This window comes from Annamia dubia NIES-4383 (genome assembly GCF_055394725.1).
On the sequence record NZ_AP025630.1, the window covers coordinates 1,786,545 to 1,805,485 of the forward strand.

18 protein-coding genes and 1 tRNA gene are annotated in these 18,941 nt (G+C 33.5%); 13 read left to right on the forward strand and 6 right to left on the reverse strand.

Features of this window, described 5'->3' with window-relative positions; all coding sequences use genetic code 11:
* Nucleotides 1-3 precede the first annotated feature (3 nt).
* Nucleotides 4-354, forward strand: a complete 351-nt coding sequence (locus tag Anndu_RS08155; protein WP_464103887.1) for a DUF1257 domain-containing protein — start codon at nucleotides 4-6, stop codon at nucleotides 352-354.
* Between the two features lie 159 nt (nucleotides 355-513).
* On the opposite strand, the gene Anndu_RS08160 is transcribed toward Anndu_RS08155, so the two are convergent.
* Nucleotides 514-587 (reverse strand) — tRNA-Pro (locus Anndu_RS08160).
* Between the two features lie 100 nt (nucleotides 588-687).
* Here Anndu_RS08160 and lipA point away from each other — a divergent pair.
* The 4 genes from lipA (at nucleotide 688) to Anndu_RS08180 (ending at nucleotide 4,182) form a co-directional block, all read left to right on the forward strand.
* Nucleotides 688-1,560, forward strand: coding sequence for a lipoyl synthase (lipA, locus tag Anndu_RS08165; protein ID WP_464103888.1), 873 nt, complete (start codon nucleotides 688-690; stop codon nucleotides 1,558-1,560).
* 75 nt (nucleotides 1,561-1,635) lie between these two features.
* Nucleotides 1,636-2,154 carry a J domain-containing protein gene (locus Anndu_RS08170; RefSeq protein WP_464103889.1) on the forward strand — a complete coding sequence of 173 codons (519 nt, stop codon included), beginning with the start codon at nucleotides 1,636-1,638 and terminating at the stop codon, nucleotides 2,152-2,154.
* Between the two features lie 8 nt (nucleotides 2,155-2,162).
* Complete coding sequence (locus tag Anndu_RS08175; RefSeq protein WP_464104059.1) at nucleotides 2,163-2,435, forward strand: DUF3143 domain-containing protein; 273 nt, start codon at nucleotides 2,163-2,165, stop codon at nucleotides 2,433-2,435.
* 28 nt (nucleotides 2,436-2,463) lie between these two features.
* Complete coding sequence (locus Anndu_RS08180; RefSeq protein ID WP_464103890.1) at nucleotides 2,464-4,182, forward strand: ATP-binding protein; 1,719 nt, start codon at nucleotides 2,464-2,466, stop codon at nucleotides 4,180-4,182.
* Between the two features lie 188 nt (nucleotides 4,183-4,370).
* Here Anndu_RS08180 and Anndu_RS08185 read toward each other — a convergent pair whose 3' ends face one another.
* A complete protein-coding gene (locus Anndu_RS08185; RefSeq protein WP_464103891.1) occupies nucleotides 4,371-5,243 on the reverse strand; it encodes an S-methyl-5'-thioadenosine phosphorylase in 873 nt (290 codons plus the stop codon).
* 147 nt (nucleotides 5,244-5,390) lie between these two features.
* Here Anndu_RS08185 and rimM point away from each other — a divergent pair, with 147 nt between their 5' ends.
* A complete protein-coding gene (rimM, locus tag Anndu_RS08190; RefSeq protein ID WP_464103892.1) occupies nucleotides 5,391-6,038 on the forward strand; it encodes a ribosome maturation factor RimM in 648 nt (215 codons plus the stop codon).
* Between the two features lie 40 nt (nucleotides 6,039-6,078).
* Here rimM and Anndu_RS08195 read toward each other — a convergent pair whose 3' ends face one another.
* The gene (locus Anndu_RS08195; protein WP_464103893.1) at nucleotides 6,079-7,155 is read right to left on the reverse strand and encodes a tetratricopeptide repeat protein; all 1,077 of its coding nucleotides are present in this window, start codon (nucleotides 7,153-7,155) and stop codon (nucleotides 6,079-6,081) included.
* A gap of 83 nt (nucleotides 7,156-7,238) precedes the next feature.
* Nucleotides 7,239-8,570 (reverse strand): carboxyl-terminal processing protease CtpC, encoded by a 1,332-nt coding sequence (gene ctpC, locus Anndu_RS08200; RefSeq protein ID WP_464103894.1) that lies wholly within the window; start codon nucleotides 8,568-8,570, stop codon nucleotides 7,239-7,241.
* A gap of 223 nt (nucleotides 8,571-8,793) precedes the next feature.
* On the opposite strand from ctpC, the gene Anndu_RS08205 reads away from it, so the two are divergent.
* The 3 genes from Anndu_RS08205 to Anndu_RS08215 all read left to right on the forward strand — a co-directional run bounded on the left by Anndu_RS08205 (nucleotide 8,794) and on the right by Anndu_RS08215 (nucleotide 12,101).
* Nucleotides 8,794-9,651, forward strand: coding sequence for a cell division protein FtsQ/DivIB (locus Anndu_RS08205; protein ID WP_464103895.1), 858 nt, complete (start codon nucleotides 8,794-8,796; stop codon nucleotides 9,649-9,651).
* Nucleotides 9,652-10,027: 376 nt separating this feature from the next.
* Entirely contained in the window at nucleotides 10,028-11,308 is a 1,281-nt protein-coding gene (gene ftsZ / locus Anndu_RS08210) for a cell division protein FtsZ (protein WP_464103896.1), read from the forward strand.
* 94 nt (nucleotides 11,309-11,402) lie between these two features.
* Nucleotides 11,403-12,101, forward strand: coding sequence for a hypothetical protein (locus Anndu_RS08215; RefSeq protein WP_464103897.1), 699 nt, complete (start codon nucleotides 11,403-11,405; stop codon nucleotides 12,099-12,101).
* Between the two features lie 38 nt (nucleotides 12,102-12,139).
* Here Anndu_RS08215 and Anndu_RS08220 read toward each other — a convergent pair whose 3' ends face one another.
* Nucleotides 12,140-13,126, reverse strand: a complete 987-nt coding sequence (locus Anndu_RS08220; RefSeq protein ID WP_464103898.1) for an aspartate carbamoyltransferase catalytic subunit — start codon at nucleotides 13,124-13,126, stop codon at nucleotides 12,140-12,142.
* Between the two features lie 122 nt (nucleotides 13,127-13,248).
* On the opposite strand from Anndu_RS08220, the gene Anndu_RS08225 reads away from it, so the two are divergent.
* From Anndu_RS08225 to Anndu_RS08240, 4 genes are all read left to right on the forward strand, one after another.
* A complete protein-coding gene (locus Anndu_RS08225) occupies nucleotides 13,249-13,746 on the forward strand; it encodes a hypothetical protein (protein ID WP_464103899.1) in 498 nt (165 codons plus the stop codon).
* Nucleotides 13,747-13,908: 162 nt separating this feature from the next.
* Nucleotides 13,909-14,592, forward strand: coding sequence for a Crp/Fnr family transcriptional regulator (locus tag Anndu_RS08230; protein WP_464103900.1), 684 nt, complete (start codon nucleotides 13,909-13,911; stop codon nucleotides 14,590-14,592).
* A gap of 91 nt (nucleotides 14,593-14,683) precedes the next feature.
* Nucleotides 14,684-16,417, forward strand: coding sequence for a M61 family metallopeptidase (locus Anndu_RS08235; protein ID WP_464103901.1), 1,734 nt, complete (start codon nucleotides 14,684-14,686; stop codon nucleotides 16,415-16,417).
* A gap of 76 nt (nucleotides 16,418-16,493) precedes the next feature.
* A complete protein-coding gene (locus Anndu_RS08240) occupies nucleotides 16,494-17,408 on the forward strand; it encodes a branched-chain amino acid transaminase (RefSeq protein WP_464103902.1) in 915 nt (304 codons plus the stop codon).
* A gap of 65 nt (nucleotides 17,409-17,473) precedes the next feature.
* Here the strand turns inward: Anndu_RS08240 and Anndu_RS08245 are convergent, their stop codons facing one another.
* Nucleotides 17,474-18,886 carry a sensor histidine kinase gene (locus Anndu_RS08245; protein ID WP_464103903.1) on the reverse strand — a complete coding sequence of 471 codons (1,413 nt, stop codon included), beginning with the start codon at nucleotides 18,884-18,886 and terminating at the stop codon, nucleotides 17,474-17,476.
* Nucleotides 18,887-18,941: the final 55 nt, after the last annotated feature.

An 18,941-nucleotide genomic window follows, 5' to 3' on the forward strand; every position in this document is an offset into this window, starting at 1 on the left:
CCAATGTCTCACTTTAGCACCCTTCGTACCAAAATCACTTCTGCTGAGATTCTTAAATCTTCTTTGCGTGATCTAGGTATTTCTGTCGAAACCAATGCGGATGTTCGTGGCTATAATGGTCAAATGATCAGGGCTGACATCGTAGCGGTTCTTGAAGGTGAATATGATCTTGGTTGGTCTGCCAATAGCGATGGTTCATTTGATCTAATTGCGGATCTTTGGGGCGTGGCTAAGAAGCACAATCAAACCGAGTTAATTAATTCTATTAACCAAAAATACGCCGTTAATAAAACTTTAGCTGAAGTTAAGCAACGGGGTTTGCAAAATGCCAATGTTAAGTTATGTGTTCAATAGTTTTTGATTTAATTGAATCACAATTTAATAAAAAAATCAAAAAAAATTAATTGAAAAAACTTAAATTATTTTAAAATTTAGGGGTAAACCGATTGGGGTTTGCCCCTTTTATTTGTGATTTAAGGGATCTTGTAGATCGATCAAATGTACAAATTTTAATCGGGATGACAGGATTTGAACCTGCGGCTTCTTCGTCCCGAACGAAGCGCGCTACCAAGCTGCGCCACATCCCGCTTTACTGTTGTCAGTGAACTGTTGCTAGTTCCCACAGACTAATAAACATCTTTTATATTATCATAAAGATTAATATTAGTATAGTGGGAGTGAAAAAAAGTGACGGTTAAACCTGATTGGTTACGGGTAAAAGCCCCTCAATGGGAACGGGTTGGCAATGTTAAGGAAATTTTGCGCGACTTAAATCTTAATACGGTCTGTGAGGAGGCTTCTTGTCCTAATATTGGGGAATGTTTTAATGGGGGTACGGCTACCTTTTTAATTATGGGGCCTGCTTGTACCCGTGCTTGTCCCTATTGTGATATTGATTTTGAGAAAAAGCCCCAACCTCTTAATCCTCTTGAACCTCTTAATTTGGCTGAGGCTGTGAGACGGATGAATCTGAGTCATGTGGTTATTACCTCTGTTAATCGTGATGATTTAGCGGATGGGGGGGCTTCCCAGTTTGTTAGATGTATTGAGGAAATTCGCAAGGTTTCACCCCGTACCACTATTGAGGTTTTAATTCCTGATTTATGTGGTAATTGGGAGGCTCTAAGATTAATTATTGAGTCTAAACCAGAGGTTTTAAATCATAATACGGAAACTGTACCTAGATTATATAAGAAAACTCGCCCCCAAGGTGATTATGAGCGATCGCTGGAATTATTGAAAAAAACCCGTGAGTTATCTGCTCAAATTTATACAAAATCCGGCATTATGGTAGGTTTAGGAGAAACTGATGAGGAAGTTAGGCAAGTAATGAGAGATTTAAGAACAGTAGATTGTGATATTTTAACGATTGGTCAATATTTACAACCTACGGCTAAACATTTACAATTAAAGGAATTTATCAATCCTGAACAGTTTGATTTATGGCGTAAATATGGAGAAAGTTTAGGTTTTTTACAGGTGGTTTCTTCGCCTTTAACCAGAAGTTCTTATCATGCGGCCGAAGTTCAAAATTTAATGAACAAAAACCCGAGACAGTGATCAGTTAAAAAGGTATATTTTAGCTGTTACTGAATAACAAATAACCAATAACAAATAACCAAATAATCAATAACAATGACTACAAATCAAGATAATTTTTATAATCAAAAAAATTTTCCTGAAACTACTTTTTTAGACACAGAAGAAAATCATTATCAAATATTAGGAATACATCCTACTTCTTCTGTGATTGAAGTTAGGCGTAGTTATCGAAAATTGAGTAAATTATATCATCCTGATACCACAGAATTACCGCCCCAAATTGCTACGGCTAAATTTCAAAGATTAAATGAAGCTTATGCAACTTTGAGTCATCCCCATTTAAGATTAATGTATGATTATCAAATAGGTTATTCCCGTGTTAATGTAATTCAAACTCATCAAAATTTACGAGATGAAACTACTTTTGAAACTTCAAGATCGGCCTATCTTGATCCTAGTGATCGCCCCTTATCAGCAGGGGAAATTTTCGCTTTATTTTTATTAAGTATTACTGTTATTGGTTGTTTATTATTAGTTTTTTTAGTTAAGTTTTTTCATCAAGATCAAATGGTATTATCCATTATCAATCAATTATCCATTATTAATTATTAATTATTATGATTTATTTACCTCCTGCTAACACGCCTTTATATAATCATACCCTTTCTTGTATTGAACAATGGTTAAGAAAATTAGGGTGTCAACAAGACTCAAAAGAATTACATTGTTGGTATATAGAAAAAGCCGATTGGAAAGCAGAAATTAATTTAGATATTGATAAATTAACTGTTTGTTATTTTAAGGCCGGGGCTGATGGTAGCGACATTAATCGGGCTTTTAAATATTCTTTAAGTCGTCAAGATATTGAAGATGCTGTTTTTAGTGGTCCATAATTTTAACTATTAGTTAATGTTTAATGTTATGAATAATCTATCTAATTTTTTATTATGGCTAAGTTTATTAATATCTTGGCTTTTTTTTATTTTACATTATCTCCAATTGAAACAAGATCAAATTAAAAAGATAGAATCAAAAAAACAAAATCAAAAATTAAATAGGTTATATCAATTTGCTAATTCGCCGGAAATTATTAGACAGTTAGAATTTCAAAAGTTTGTATTAGATCAATCGGCGATCGTGGCTATTACAGACGAAAAAGGAATTATTACTTATGTCAATGATAAATTTTGTCAAATTTCCCAATATTCCAGAGATGAACTAATCGGAAAAACCCATAAAATTATTAAATCAGATTATCATTCTGCTGAATTTTTTAAGGAATTATGGATAACTATTAGTCAGGGAAAAATTTGGCAAGGAGAAGTTAAAAATAAAGCCAAAGATGGCTCTTGTTATTGGGTAGCAACAACCATTGTTCCTTTTTTAAATGAGATGGGAAAACCGTTTCAATATATGGCAATTCGCTTTGATATTACCCAATTAAAAAATACACAAAAAGCTTTAGAAAAAGCGAAATTAAACTTAGAAAAAGCTAATCAAATTAAAAGTGAATTTTTAGCAACTATCAGTCATGAAATTCGTACCCCCATGAATGGAATTATCGGCATGACTACTTTATTATTAGATACAAGATTAAATGAGCAACAATTATTTTTTACTGATACAATTCGTCAATGTAATGATCAATTATTAAATATAATTAACGAAATTCTTGATTTTTCTAAAATCGAATCAGGCAAAATTCAATTAGAAGAAAATACTTTTAATTTACAAGAATCAATTAAAACTATTTTTCAAATAATAAATAATAAAGCTCAAGCTAAAAATTTAAAATTAAATTATCTCATTACCCCCCAAACTCCCAATTTTATACAAGCTGATAATACCCGTTTAAATCAAATTTTAATTCATCTTTTAAACAATGCCATTAAATTTACTGAAAAAGGAGAAATTAATTTATTAGTTGATAGTGAATTAGAAGATGATAATATTTATAGGCTTAATTTTGCGGTTAAAGATACCGGAATTGGTATTTCTGAAGATTACAAAGAAAAATTATTTAAACCTTTTAGTCAAGGGGATAGCTCTACTACGAGAAAATATGCAGGAACAGGACTAGGATTGGTGATTTGTCAGCGTCTTTGTGATTTAATGGGGGGGGAAATTTGGTTAGAAAGTCAAGAAAATGTTGGATCAACTTTCTATTTTACAATCCTAGCCATTGCTGTTAAAATTAATCAGGAAATAAGCGAAAAATTTAACAATAATATTTGTATTATTCCTGAACAACTTGAACAAAAATCTTTAAGAATTTTACTGGCCGAAGATAATAATACTAATCAAAAAATTGCTTTATTAATCTTAAAGCGTTTAGGTTATACTGCCGATGTAGTTAGTAATGGTTTAGAAGTTTTAGAGGCTTTTTCCCGTCAATTTTATGATGTTATTTTAATGGATTTGATGATGCCAGAAATGGATGGAATTGAAGCGACTAGACAACTTTTTCATCTGTGGTCTTATCCAAAACGGCCTCGTATTATTGCCATGACTGCTAATCATACTCCCAGCGATCGCAGACGATGTTTAGAAGCAGGAATGGATGATTATATTAGTAAACCAATTCATTTACAAAGCTTAAAATTTGCCTTAGAAAAATGTCAAAGAATTGAAGATAATTAATAATGATTAAACAAGCCTTGAATTTACACTTTGACAACCTCAGTATAACAGTTCAAGGCTCATCAAAATTAATCAATAAATTAAAGTTATCTCAATTTTTATTAATCTAGTTTTTCAAAATTTTTGATTTATTAAGCTCAGTTTTAATGTTAACAGATTAAATATTAACTAATCGAAAAAAAACTTGATTAACAATATTTTTTTAACAATAATTCTAATTTTTTTAATTGGTTTTCAGAGACCTTATTTAAAGGAGTTAAAATTGCATTTTTTAAAGCTCGATGGGATTTAGAAAGCGGAGGATTTTCAGTTAATCTTTTAACTGTTTCTCTAATAACTTTTTGAGCATTTTCAGCGTTTTTATGTAAATTATCAATAATCATTTCTACTGTTACATGATTATGATCGGGATGCCAACAGTCATAGTCTGTCACTAAAGCCAAGGTAGCATAAGCCATTTCAGCCTCTTTAGCCAATTTTGCTTCAGGTAAGTTAGTCATGCCGATGATCGATCCCCCCCAACTGCGATATAAATTAGACTCGGCTTTCGTGGAAAAAGCCGGCCCTTCCATGCAAACATAAGTACCACTACGGTGTAAAGTCACATCAGGCAAATTTAAAGTGGCGATCGCATCCCCTAACACTTGGGCTAAATTACCGCAAATAGGCTCACCGAAACCGATATGAGCCACAATGCCATCACCGAAAAAAGTAGAAATGCGGTTTTTAGTGCGATCGATAAATTGATCAGGTATTACCATGTCTAAAGGCTTCATTTCCTCTTGTAGTGAGCCTACCGCCGAAGCCGAAATTAAATATTCAACCCCTAACTGTTTCATGCCGTGAATATTAGCACGATAAGGCACTTCAGAAGGGAGTAAATGATGATTTTGACCATGACGGGGCAAAAAAGCCACATTTGCCCCATCTAACTCCCCAATGATGAAGGAATCTGAAGGCATACCAAAGGGGGTAGAAAGATTAATTTCTTCCACATTTTTGAGAGCATCCATTTTATATAAACCGCTCCCACCAATCACGCCAATTTTAGCTTGTCTCATTTTAGTTATTAATAATTGTTTTATAAATAATCAAGAATTTAGTGTATACTAACACAGTAAACAGTAATTATTTTGTTATTAGTTACTGGTCATTATTGTTAACTTTTAACCGATTACTTATCACTTATTAATTATTACTTAATTCAAATGCAAGATAATTTTTCTGACCTTAATCAATGGATTCAAATTGGTACAATTGTAGCTTCTCATGGTTTAAAAGGAGAAGTTAAAGTTAATAGTGATTCTGATTTTCCAGAGCGTTTTGAAGAAGGGGGAAAAAGATGGCTTCTTTATCCAGATCAAACTATACCACAGGAAATCAATTTAATTAAAGGTTATCAAGTCCCCGGAAAAAATGTTTATGTTATCAAAATAGAAGGTTTTAATTATCGTGATGAAGCCGAAAAATTAAGAGGTTGTAAATTATTAGTTAATAAACAAGATATTCCCGAATTAGATGAAGATGAATTTCACGTTTGTGACTTAATTAATTTAGAAGTTTATCATCAGCAAACAGGGGAAAATATTGGTTTTGTAGTTGATTTATATACCGCCGGCCATGATTTATTAGAAGTACAATTACACAAACAACCCGAAGTTAAAGAAATTGTTATTCCCGATGTTTCAAAGATTACTAGAAAAAGTAAAATTAAGAAACAGACTAATAAAAAAATTAAGCCCGTTTCTATTTTAATTCCTTTTGTCAAAGAGATTGTTCCGATCGTTGATTTAAAAGAGAAAAAAATTTATATTAATCCCCCTGAAGGGCTATTAAATATTAATGAAATTAATTAATTTCTCAAGATTAAACTATTATTAATAATTAATTAATAGTTTATCTATAAGCACTATCCACAAAACCTAAATCATAAAGTTGTTGATAAGCTAATTTTCCTAAATCACTACTGGGAGACTGAGAAGAAATCACTTGAATTAATAAAGGAATAGCTAAAGCCGCTTGATGTTGTTGACGGTGGATCAAAGCCATTTGATAGGTGCTTTCATCTCCTTTTTGCCCAGTTTCAAAAGCCTTTTGACGTTGATCAGCATAAATATCAGGATTAATCCCTTGAAAAGCATTAGCTAATCTCAAATGAAGATTTGATAATTGTTGAAGCATTTGACGGGCTTGTTTTAATTTTTCGATCGCCCCTTCATAGTCTTGTTGATCAATTTTTTGTTGAGCTTGTGCCATTAAATTTTCTGCGGCCTTCAAACTAAATAAATCATTTTCTGGGCTAATTTCATTAATAGGAATTTCTGCAGTTTCTGGAGTTTCTGGAGTTTCATTACTATTATTTTCAGTGCCATTATTCTCAGTATTAATATTTTCAGGATTTGATAAAGCAATAGTAGAAAAACCTAAACCCATTAAACTTTGATAAGCTTGTATTCCCAAATCACTACTAGGCAATTGTGATTCAATTACTTGTATTAATAAAGGAATAGCAAGAGGAGCTTCTCCGGCTTGTTGATGGGCATTAGCCAATAACAAAGTAACTTCATCTCGTTTTTGACCAGCTTCTAAAGCACTTCTACGTCTAGCATTATAAATATTATTATTAAAACCTTGAAATTGATTAGCCAATTGTAAATGAAAATTAGAAAGTTGATTAAAAACTTGACGTGATTCCTGTAATTTTTCAATTCCTAATTGATAATTTTGAGCAGAAATAGCCGCCATTCCTTCAGTTTGTAATCTTTGCGCCCCCACCATACTAAAAAGCTCATCTTTTTCCAAAGGCCGAACAATTGTTAAATCTTGATTTTCATTATTATTTACATTTTCTTGAGTAGTTGAAGTTTGAGCATTAACTTTAAAAAAAGGCAGAAAAATTGGACTTAATGTTAAGATTAATAAACAAGAAAATAGCTTTTTCTGGGTGAAAAATAAGGACTTAAAACCAAACATAAAATTGAATCAATTAGGAACTAAATTTAATAAAATTTGTTTTATTTGAAATATCTTAACATTAATTTGTCATTAATCATTAATCACTGATGACTAATCACCGGAGACTGATTTCCGTTTGTGGTTGATGCAATTTCTTGAGACACAATATCCCACGCTTTAGCAAATTGAGGATCATCAAAAGTCCCAATTAAACGGCGATCACGGGATAAAGCTTGTCTTTGTTCCTCATTTAATTCTAAAACCACATCCGGCGGGATCCCCTCCTTATTAATGTCACGCCCGTTAGGAGTCAAATATTTAGCGATCGTTACCGCCACTCCGGCCTTACTATGGGTTAATTCTTTAACCGATTGAACTAGACCCTTACCAAAAGTTTTTGTTCCCACCAACATGGCACGGTGATGATCTTGGAGTGCGCCGCTGAGAATTTCACTCGCACTAGCGGATCCCCCATCCACTAAAACCACTAAAGGCTTATCGGTTAAAGCACCATGATTAGCCGATTCTACCTGAACAGTTCCCTGACGATTAACAGTAGATACAATTGTACCATTTTCAATCCACATTCTGGCTATATCAACACTAGCATTTAACAGTCCGCCCGGATTAGAACGCAGATCTAAGACATAACCTTTAACACCTTGAGTTTCTAACTCATTAATAGCATTAGCCATTTCCCCTGGTGCTTGGGCGCTAAATTGATTTAAACGGATATAACCCACCGTCCCAACTTGGGGATCATGGTCAATCACCTTAAAACTAACAGGATGAATTTGGATTATATCTCGAATCAGGGGAAACTCTTTAATTTCTTCAGTGACATTATCCCCCTGTTTAGTTTGTCTGAGAATGGTTAAAACAACTTCAGTGCCACGTCTGCCCCTGATTTTACTAACCGCTTCTTCCAAAGTCATGCCCTCGGTTGTAACACCATCAATTTTAATGATAATATCACCATCGTAAATACCCGCCTTAAAAGCGGGAGTTCCTTCAATGGGAGACTCAACAAAGATTTTACCCGTTTGCTCATCTTGGCGAATTTGGATCCCTACCCCCGTTAATTCTCCAGAGGTATCAATTTTCATATTTTGGAATTGTTCGGGATCCATAAATCTGGTATAGGGATCATTGAGATTTTTTAACATTTCTCGAATGGCCTCATAGGCTTCTTCATCACTATTGTAATCACGGCTTAAATATTGTTGACGAATTGCTCTCCAATCTTGACCATTAAACGTACCATCCACATATTCTCGATAGACAATTTGCCAAACTTCATCTACCAATTCTTTAGAACTATCTGAATATAAAGATTGACTGTGGCTAAGGTGGATCCCCGCTCCAATGACGGCTACAGTAGAGATTGCGATCGCAGTTGTACCGAGAATTAGTCCTCGTTTTGAAATAATCATAAGCGGATTAATTTTTAAGATGGGTGATTTAATATTTATCAGTTGACAATTAGGAAAAAAGTTGAAGCATTTAATGTTAATATTTAACAAGATTTTTGCTGATCATCTTGAAAAAAATTTTGAGTATAATGTTATTCTAACAAAAAAATTCCTAACTTAATTTATTTTAAACTATCTTCTCTCTAATTTTGATCTATCAGGGGAACAATGGAGTAATCAAGCAATGACAAGTATTGTATCAGTTTCTTCTGAACAACTCAGGGAACGCAGAAAACAACTGAGACGACAAAAAAAAATCTTTTTTTGGCAAGGTTTATGGCGTTTTACTTTAATTATAACCATCATGGGGGGATTAACTGGAATTATCACTCGATCTAATTGGATTATTTATGGGAGTCAACAGATTGAAATTGAAGGCAATAAATTTTTATCACCTGAAGCAATTCGATCTTTATTGCCTCTTGATTATCCCCAATCTTTGTTACAAATTGAACCTGAAATATTAGCTGATCAATTGGAGTCTACGGGCCCGATCTCCCAAGCTTTGGTATCCCGTCAGGTATTTCCTCCTAGTCTTAAAATTATGGTTCAAGAAAGAAAACCCGTAGCGATCGCCACTTCTCCATTTGATCAAGAACCGGGCTTTTTAGATGCCCAAGGTATTTGGATGCCCCAAAGTAGTTATAATCAAATTCAAGAAAAATTAGATTTACCGAAATTAAAAGTTTTAGGTTTTAATGAGGATTTGCGATCACATTGGCAAATTCTTTATCCCTTAATTCAAAGTTCCGTGATTAAAATTTCCGCAGTAGATTGGCAAAATCCTAATAATTTGGTGTTGGTAACAGAATTAGGAAAAGTTTATTGTGGGGGGAGTTGGGCTTTTTTAGATCAACAACTTCGGGTTTTGGCGAAAATGCGAGAATTACCCACCAAGATTGCGATTAATTCCATTGAATATGTAGACTTAACTAACCCCCAATATCCAACCATTCAATTAATTAAAGATTCGACTCAGCCCGACCAAAACACTAATTTTTCTGAAGCCCAAATTGCTTTAAAAGTCAAAATTAATCCTTAATCAGTCATCAGTAAACAGTTAACAAGTTGATAGTAAAAAGTTAACCAATCACCAAGGACTAAAATATATTTTGATGCCAAAAATTCTTTTAACAGACATAATAGTTTACATAATCCCTTAAACTTATCAATTTTTATGATTATAAAGATAAACTTTAAATCAAGATCAAAATTTAACTTGTCCAGATGACACGAAATTTATTATCATCAGAAAATCTCGATTAACCCAAATGGTTAGTATGGATCAAAGCAAACACAAGTAAAGGCAATTGACATCGCCTATCGTACAACACTAAGATTCGAGTCAATCAGGTTTTAGCAGTTGTAGTTCGGGTATTATCCCCTTTCAAAGAATCCTCGCACAAATTGGGCGGGGTATGTCAATAAATTATCATCAAAATAATCACAACGAATCTTCTACCTTATCATCATCAACTACAGTGGAAAATCATCACCCCTTTAAGCCTTCTGGATTACCTTATAATCCCGATTCTCATCATTCCTCAGAACTTTCCGGTGAGGAACAGCGTAAAGATAATATCATTCCATCAACTTTGGCTCGGATTAAAGTCATCGGTGTTGGTGGTGGAGGTTGTAATGGTGTTAACCGTATGATCTCTAGTGGTGTCACCAATATTGAATTTTGGGCGATTAATACCGATGCACAAGCTTTAGATCAGTCTCAAGCCCCCTATCGTCTCCAAATTGGACAAAAATTAACTAGAGGTCTGGGTGCAGGGGGGAATCCGGCGATCGGGCAAAAAGCGGCGGAAGAATCAAGGGATGAAATCGCCCATGCCTTAGAACACACAGATTTAGTCTTTATTACGGCGGGAATGGGTGGAGGTACTGGTACAGGTGCGGCTCCCATTGTGGCGGAAATTGCTAAGGAAATGGGCTGTTTAACGGTGGGGGTGGTTACTCGCCCTTTTACCTTTGAAGGCCGTAGGCGTACTACCCAAGCCGAAGATGGGATTAATGCCTTTCAAAGTCAAGTGGATACTTTAATCGTGATCCCCAATAATCAATTATTACAAGTAATTCCGCCGGAAACCCCTGTCCAAGAAGCTTTTAGAGTGGCTGATGATGTCTTACGTCAAGGGGTACAGGGTATCTCTGATATTATTACTATTCCGGGCTTAGTTAATGTGGATTTTGCCGATGTGAGGGCTGTGATGGCGGATGCGGGATCGGCCTTAATGGGGATTGGCATTGGCTCTGGAAAATCAAGAGCCAGAGAAGCGGCCGTGGCGGCTATTTCTTCTCCTTTATTAGAAGCTTCCATTGATGGGGCAAAAGGGGTGGTTCTAAATATTACCGGAGGCCATGATTTAACTTTACATGAGGTTAATACCGCCGCTGAAACTATTTATGAGGTGGTGGATCCCAATGCTAATATTATCTTTGGGGCGGTTATTGATGAACATTTACAGGGTGAAATTAAAATTACGGTGATTGCCACTGGTTTTTCTCCTGAAGCGGTGGCCTTGAATCAGGTTAAAATAGCAATCAATACCCCTGTACGTCAAGTTCCTAGCCCCTCTCAACCCATTAATCAAAATCCTCCGGTTGCTCCTCCCCCCCCCGTTGATCCTCCCAAGAAAACTGGCTTGGATATTCCTGATTTTTTACAACGTCGTCGTTTTCCTCGACGCTAATTTTTCACAGTTAATAGCTATTAGCTATGGGCTATTAGCTATCAGCTATTAGCTACCTGTCCAATATTTACTGTCAATTATTCATTATTCAACGATGACTACTAATTTCCAGACTAATCCTCAAAATCAACCATTTGCCAAAGGAGAATCAATTTCAAGTAATACGATTAACCCAAATTCTCGTTCAGCTGTGCCAATTTTTGTTTATCAACAATTAGTAGAAAATTTCCATCGCACTCAAGCAGAATTAACTACAACTAAACAAATTAATCAAGAATTAGTCAGCCAAAATCAACAATTACGTCAAGAGATTATCACCATTTTACAAACGGTTGAGCAGGTTCAACATAATATTCAATCTTTAAATATTCCTCAATTTTCTAAGGTTCAAAATAATTTTGTTTCTAATCAATTACCTCAGAATGAAATCGTTTTACAGGGTTTACAAGAATTGATTAATGAGGAAGAAATGGAAATGATGGATCAGCCGATTCAAGAATCAATCAATTTACCAGTAGTAGTGCCATCTGATTCTAAAGTTAAACCTGTCAATTCTACCATGGGAAAAGTTAAGAAAAAACGCCCTAAGCCCCCTGTTAAAAAGGAAAAATTGCCAATTAAAGAATATCAAAATGGCTTAGATTTAGACGAAAATGCTAATACTTTAAATGGTTGGTTATTATTTTTAGCGATTTTGTTAATTGTGATTACGGCTTTTGGGGCGGGATTTGTGGTCATGCGTCCCTTATTAAATCCTACCCCTTCTATTCCTTCTATTCCTAGTAATAATTAATAATAATTAATAATAATTAATAACTAATAACCCATAACTTAAGATGATAAACCACAAAGATAAAGTAAGGCCATGCGCACGGCTACGCCACTGGTAACTTGATCGGGTATTAAACTGAAGTGGGGATCGTCCATCAACTCGGAACTGATTTCTACTCCCCTATTGACAGGGCCAGGATGTAATATTTTGACCTGATCTTGACAAATTTTGATTTTTTCCCTTGTAATACCGTATTTTTGATGATATTCTCGTAAACTGGGTAAAAGATGATCGCTCATCCTTTCATGTTGTAATCTTAAGGTCATGACAAAATCAGCATCCTGTAAGGCTTCCTCTAATTTCCATGTTACAAATAATTGGCCGTAGGGGTAGCTCGGTAAAAAATTCTCAAATAGTCTCGGTACAAGGGTGGGTGTACTACATAAATAGACATTAGCACCGGCCGTAGTTAAACTCCAAATATTAGAACGGGCTACCCTTGAGTGTAAAATATCCCCTACAATGGCGACTTTTTTGCCCTTTAACGCCTCGATCGAGGGATTTTCGGGTTGGAGTAGGCTCGTAATGGTAAACAGGTCTAAAAGGGCTTGTGAGGGGTGGGCGTGTTGACCATCTCCGGCGTTTAAGATTTTCACTCCTGAGTTTAAGCGATCCATTTCGGCGGCGATCGCATGGGGAACTCCCGCCTGTTTATGACGGATCACCATCAGATCAGCCCCCATGGCCAAATAGGTTTTAGCAGTATCTAAAATGGTTTCGCCTTTGGTGAGGGATGATGTACTGGGGGAAAAATTGAGGGTATCGGCGGATAATCTTTTGGCGGCCAACTCAAAACTGCTACGGGTGCGCGTAGAAGGCTCAAAAAAGAGATTAGCTACCACTTGAGCCTGTAAAGCGGGTACTTTTTTCATCCGGCGGGAGAGAACTTCCCGAAAACTAGAGGCGGTCTGTAATACGGTATTATAATCTTCAGGGGTGAACTGATCTAAAGATAAAATATGGCGATGAGTCCAAGTGGCTGTCATTTTCAGTTATCTATAAACTTTGTAAAAAAACTTTGTAAAACTTAATCTAATTTTAACATAAAATTGTTATTGGTTATTGGTTATTTGTAACATTAATTAATTAGAAAATTTTTATATTAAAGATGCTCCTTAATTTTCCTAAGTTAATTTTATCTATTTTAATTTTATCTACGATTTATCTTAATAGTTGTCAGCCAAATTCTTCACCGACAAATAATACTAATCAGTCTAATTCTAGCAATAATCAAACTCCAGAATCTGAAAAAAAGATTAAGATTACTCTTTATCAATCTGATAACTTATGCGAAAAATATATCACAAAAATCGTAGAATTTCCTGAAAAAGAAAGTTTGGAAAAAACGATCACTTTAATTTTAGATCAAAATAATAGTAGTGATTTTAATATTGTGGGTTATCGTTTTCAAGTAGATGAAAAAACTAGAATTGCTACCATTGATTTTAGAATTGATCCTAACTCAAAACGGCAATTAATTTCCCTTTCATCCTGTGAACAATTTATTTTACTTGGTAGTTTAAAACAAACCTTACTTAATAATCCCCAATGGCAAATTAAAGATTTAAAATTTTTACAACAGGGCAAAGATATTTTTAATTCTTAAAGGTTTTATTATTTATTAGTCTTTATTAGTAATAATAATTTACGCTATTATCAAAAATAATTGATCAAATAAATTAAAGTTAATATGTTAAGATAAATTTGATAGCTGATAGCTAATAGCTAATTGCTATAATTAATTAATTCCTTAAGTTTAAGAGATTTCATGGATACCAAGGCTTTTAGTGACCTTTTTCCCCTCTTTAGCACCTCCAGCCCTGAAACTATAGACTGGCTGTTATCTATTGCCGTTGAACACGAATATCCAAAAGATCGGGCGGTTTTAATGGAAGACTCTTGGGGAAATGCCGTTTATTTCATTGTCTCAGGCTGGGTAAAAGTGCGCCGTTTAAGTGGTGATAGTGCCATGACTCTAGCCGTCTTAGGGCGTGGTGATTTTTTTGGCGAAATGGCTATTTTAGACGAGTCGCCCCGTTCCACCGATGTGGTAGCACTTTCTCCAGTTAAATTATTAAGTGTTTCCGCCCAAAGATTCATTCAAACTTTATTTAAAGATCCCCAACTTCACCATCGAATGTTACAGTTAATGGTGAAAAGAGTAAGATTAACAAATGTTCGTTTTCAATTGCGCAATCAACCTCCGGCCATTAAGTTAGTTAGAACTTTAGTAACATTGGCTGAAAACTATGGTAAACGCACGGGACAGGGCATTGAAATCTTGAGAATACCTGATGAAGATCTGGCTTATATTTCTGATATTAAAACGGAAGAAAGTCAAAAAATTCTCGAAAAATTGGAGAGTAAAAGATGGTTAGAAACCCATGACGATCATCAAAGTTTATTATTAATTAATATTAAACAATTAGCCTATTTAGCAGAGAAACATTAATTTTGGTATTTGTTATGAGTATCTAAAATTAATAATAATTTAATTTATCAATTAATCAGGTAATAATTAGCATATTTATTTTAATTTATTAATGACTAAAAATCAACCTATTATTCACTATACCGTTAACTTAACCAAACCTCAAACACATCTTTTTGAAGTAACTTTAGAAGTTAAAAATTGGCAAGAATCTATCCTTGATTTAAAATTTCCGGTGTGGACTCCCGGATCATATTTAGTCAGGGAATATGGGAAAAATTTACAGGATTTTCGGGTACAAAATGAAGCTAATGTTTTCTTAAATTACCAGAAAATTAGTAAAAATCACTGGCAAATTAAAACCCTAAATAGTGAAATTTTATATATTAAATATCGCATTTTTGCGAATGAATTAACCGTTAGAACTAATCATTTAGATAGCACTCACGGTTATTTTAATGGGGCGGCGATGTTTTTCTATATTCCTGATTGGGAAAAATTGCCGATTCAAGTAACAATAAAAGCCCCTGAAAATTGGCAAGTTAGCACCAGTTTGACCCCAATTTTAACGGGGAAAAATATGTTTTTAGCTCAAGATTTTGATACTTTAGTAGATAGTCCTTTTGAAATAGGAACTCATCAAATTTTTGATTTTGAAGTATTAGGAAAAGATCATCAATGGGCGATCTGGGGGCAAGGTAATTTTCCAGCAGAAAAAATGATTGAAGATACAAAAAAAATTATTGAAACTCAAGCTCAAATTTTTGATGGTTTACCCTATGAAAATTATACTTTTTTCTTACATTGTGCTAATAGTTATGGAGGCTTAGAACATAAAAATAGTTGTTCTTTAATTTACCCTCGTTTTCATTTTAAAGAGCCAGAAAAATATAATCGTTTTATGCAGTTAGTGGCGCATGAATTTTTCCATCTTTGGAATGTGAAAAGAATTAGGCCAAAAGCCCTAGAAACTTTTGATTATGATCAGGAAAATTATACTACTTCTTTATGGTTTTCGGAAGGTACAACTAGCTATTATGATAATTTAATTCCCCTGCGATCGGGCATTTATGATGGTAATGTTTTTCTTAATAATTTAAGTCAGGAAATAACCAGATTTTTAAATACCCCAGGGCGTAAAGTTCAGCCTCTAAGTGAGGCAAGTTTTGATACTTGGATCAAACTTTATCGCCGTGATAGTAATAGTGATAATTGTCAAATTTCCTATTATTTAAAAGGGGAATTAGTCTCTTTGTTATTAGATTTAATTATTAGGAAAAAACATCATAATAAGCGTTGTTTAGATCAAGTTTTTCAGGAATTATGGTTAAATTTTGGTAAAAATGAGATCGGTTTTACTCCTGAAGAATTAAAAGAAACCATTGAAAAAGTAGCTGATCAAGACTTAACCGAATTTTTCTATTTATATATTAATGGCACGGAAGAATTACCCTTTAATTATTATTTTGAACCCTTTGGTTTAGAATTAAAACCAATTTTTGATGAGAAAAATTTACCCTATTTAGGTATTAAGGTAAATTCAGAAAATGGCAAGGAAATAATTAAATTTGTCGCGCATAATTCCCCCGCCGGAAAAGTAGGAATTGATCCTGAATGTGAATTATTAGCAATAGATAACATTAAAGTAACAGCAGATCAATTAAATGATCGGCTTAAAAATTACCAATCAGGTGATACAATTACCATTACATTATTCAATCAAGATCAATTAAAAACCTACTCGGTAACATTAGCTGATCCTCAGCCTAATCGCTATCAAGTTGTAGTAATGAAAAATCGTTCCCTCGCTCAGAAAAAATTACTTTCTGGCTGGATCAATCAATAATTGATAATTGATAATTAACTGACAGCTAACAGCTAAAAAATAAACAATAACTAATAAAAAATAAACCAAATTAATTATGGATAATTTTCTACCGATCGCCTATTTTAGAAATCAATTTGTTCCCTTTGAACAAGCAACAATTTCCATTGCTACCCATGCCTTACACTATGGTACAGGGGCTTTTGGCGGTTTAAGAGGTATTCCTGATCCTCAAAATTCTAAACAAATATTATTATTTCGTTTAGATCGTCATTGTCAAAGATTAAGTAATAGTGCAAAATTTTTACGCTATGAATTATCAGCCGAAAAAATTAAAGAAACTATTATAGATTTTGTCAAAAAAAATCAACCTTCTGAATCATTTTATATCCGTCCTTTTGTGTATACTTCTGATTTAGGAATTGCCCCAAGATTACACAAAATTGAAAAAGATTTCTTTGTTTATGGTTTAAATTTAGGTGATTATTTAGCCGCCGATGGTATTAGTTGTCGCATCAGTTCATGGTCTCGTCAAGAAGACCGCAGTTTCCCCTTAAGAGGTAAAATTAGTGGCGCTTATATTACATCTTCATTAGCTAAAACGGAGGCGGTAGAATCGGGCTTTGATGAAGCAATTTTGATGAATTCTCAAGGTAAAGTTTCCGAAGCTTCAGGTATGAATATATTTGTCATTCGTAACGGTAAACTTTTTACTCCGGGCTTTGATCAAGATGTGTTAGAAGGTATTACTAGAGATAGCATAATTACTGTTGCTAAAAACTTGGGATTTGATGTTATTGAAAGACCCATAGATAAGAGCGAATTATTAATAGCTGATGAAGTATTTTTAAGCGGTACGGCCGCCAAAATTACTCCAGTTAAAAGAATTGAATGTTATGATTTACCTGAAGCCCGACCAATTACGGAAAAAATCAAAGAAAAATTAACCGCAATTACGGAAAATCGTGACCCTGAATATCAAGATTGGGTGACAATTATTCCTTTAGATTAGAATTATTAGTTATCAGTTATTAGTTATCAATTTATTATTATTCCTAATGTAAACACCCCCATCTTTTATACTTTAAAATGCGGTAAAATTACGGTGAAAGTATTGATAAAATAGTTGAAATTTTCGTCTTTTTCACTATTAACTTCTATTTTTCCATTTAATTGTTCAACTAACATTTTTACTAAAGTTAAACCTAGGCCAGTGCCGGGGACAGCCTGATCCGTTAAGCCTTGGCCACGTCTAAATTTATCAAAAATATGAGGCATTTCTTCAGGGGAAATTTCCACACCACAATTACTAATTTCTAAAATAATATTTTCTTTCCCTGATTTAATTTCCTGATCAATATTAAAAATAACTAAAGTTTCTGGATCGGAATATTTACCCGCATTTAATAATAATTCATTGAGAATATGAGTAAAACTTTCTTCATCAGTATAAACTTTCAAAGGAGAACGAATTGCATTAATATTCCATTCTAATTCTAAGCCTTTGGCTAACCATTTTTCTTGAAAAATTTGAAAAGCTTGTTTTAAAATTGGTTCAATTTCTAATTCTTTAAAATTAAAAATAAATTCGTGAGATTCTATTTTTTGTAAAGTTAATAAATCTTTAATTAAATTAAATTCTCTTTGCCATTCCTGTTCTAAAATATCTAAATAACGAATTTGTCGATCAGAAAGTTCTCCAGTTTGACGTAACATTTTAATCGCCATTTTCATGGTAGTTAAAGGAGTATTTAATTCATGGCTCATACTACTCATAAAATCATCTTTTAATTGATTAAGATATTTTAATTGTTCAATCTGGTGACGCATTTTTTCTGATAGTTTATGTTGTACTTCTAAACTCCATTTTAGTTGAGATGTTCTTTCATCAACTATATTTTGAACTTGTCTTAATGCTTGTGATTGAATTATTTTATTACTAATTTGTAAACCTAACCAATTACCAATTACCTTTTCTTGTGGTGTTAAAAAACAAATTTGTTGATATTGTAACATTAAAACTCCTAAAATTACAAAAGAATTTTCAGGACTGTTAGAATAATGAATTAAAGGAATAATGATCATTCCGGGGTAAGTTTTTGGTTGAAAAACTACCTCTATTTTTTTAATTTCTTCTTGATTAAATTCTTCTTCAAGATTGTTAATAATTAAACAATCGGTTGGATTTTTGAAGAATTTTTGGCAAAACAAACAATCAGTAACCTCCACAGAAATTAAACTTGATTTTGTAAGTCCTTGATCTATAACCCATTCATTAACTAGATTAATTGTTGCGTTAAGATAATTAATTTTAATTTGATTTTGATAAATAGATTGATAATATTTGAATAAGAAAAGTAACGCGCGATCAGCTTTTAATAACTGAGCAGTTTCACTAAACACAAAATTAAAATTGTCATCATGATCAGATTCTTTTCTTAAGATTACTGTTATTTTTTCTAAAAGATTAATTAGCTCTTTCTCTTTCATAAATTTAGATTTAATGGTTAGTCATTGATCATTAGACTTCCGGCACAAGTTAAGT

What these genes read in the sequence shown, in the direction of transcription:
- ctpC (WP_464103894.1), bottom strand. Translation starts at nt 8,570, where the DNA reads ATGATTATTTCAAAACGAGGACTAATTCTCGGTACAACTGCGATCGCA.
- Anndu_RS08225 (WP_464103899.1), top strand. Translation starts at nt 13,249, where the DNA reads ATGCTCCTTAATTTTCCTAAGTTAATTTTATCTATTTTAATTTTATCT.
- Anndu_RS08155 (WP_464103887.1), top strand. Translation starts at nt 4, where the DNA reads ATGTCTCACTTTAGCACCCTTCGTACCAAAATCACTTCTGCTGAGATT.
- Anndu_RS08215 (WP_464103897.1), top strand. Translation starts at nt 11,403, where the DNA reads ATGACTACTAATTTCCAGACTAATCCTCAAAATCAACCATTTGCCAAA.
- Anndu_RS08205 (WP_464103895.1), top strand. Translation starts at nt 8,794, where the DNA reads ATGACAAGTATTGTATCAGTTTCTTCTGAACAACTCAGGGAACGCAGA.
- Anndu_RS08180 (WP_464103890.1), top strand. Translation starts at nt 2,464, where the DNA reads ATGAATAATCTATCTAATTTTTTATTATGGCTAAGTTTATTAATATCT.
- Anndu_RS08230 (WP_464103900.1), top strand. Translation starts at nt 13,909, where the DNA reads ATGGATACCAAGGCTTTTAGTGACCTTTTTCCCCTCTTTAGCACCTCC.
- Anndu_RS08240 (WP_464103902.1), top strand. Translation starts at nt 16,494, where the DNA reads ATGGATAATTTTCTACCGATCGCCTATTTTAGAAATCAATTTGTTCCC.
- Anndu_RS08170 (WP_464103889.1), top strand. Translation starts at nt 1,636, where the DNA reads ATGACTACAAATCAAGATAATTTTTATAATCAAAAAAATTTTCCTGAA.
- Anndu_RS08220 (WP_464103898.1), bottom strand. Translation starts at nt 13,126, where the DNA reads ATGACAGCCACTTGGACTCATCGCCATATTTTATCTTTAGATCAGTTC.
- Anndu_RS08235 (WP_464103901.1), top strand. Translation starts at nt 14,684, where the DNA reads ATGACTAAAAATCAACCTATTATTCACTATACCGTTAACTTAACCAAA.
- ftsZ (WP_464103896.1), top strand. Translation starts at nt 10,028, where the DNA reads ATGTCAATAAATTATCATCAAAATAATCACAACGAATCTTCTACCTTA.
- Anndu_RS08195 (WP_464103893.1), bottom strand. Translation starts at nt 7,155, where the DNA reads ATGTTTGGTTTTAAGTCCTTATTTTTCACCCAGAAAAAGCTATTTTCT.
- Anndu_RS08185 (WP_464103891.1), bottom strand. Translation starts at nt 5,243, where the DNA reads ATGAGACAAGCTAAAATTGGCGTGATTGGTGGGAGCGGTTTATATAAA.
- Anndu_RS08245 (WP_464103903.1), bottom strand. Translation starts at nt 18,886, where the DNA reads ATGAAAGAGAAAGAGCTAATTAATCTTTTAGAAAAAATAACAGTAATC.
- rimM (WP_464103892.1), top strand. Translation starts at nt 5,391, where the DNA reads ATGCAAGATAATTTTTCTGACCTTAATCAATGGATTCAAATTGGTACA.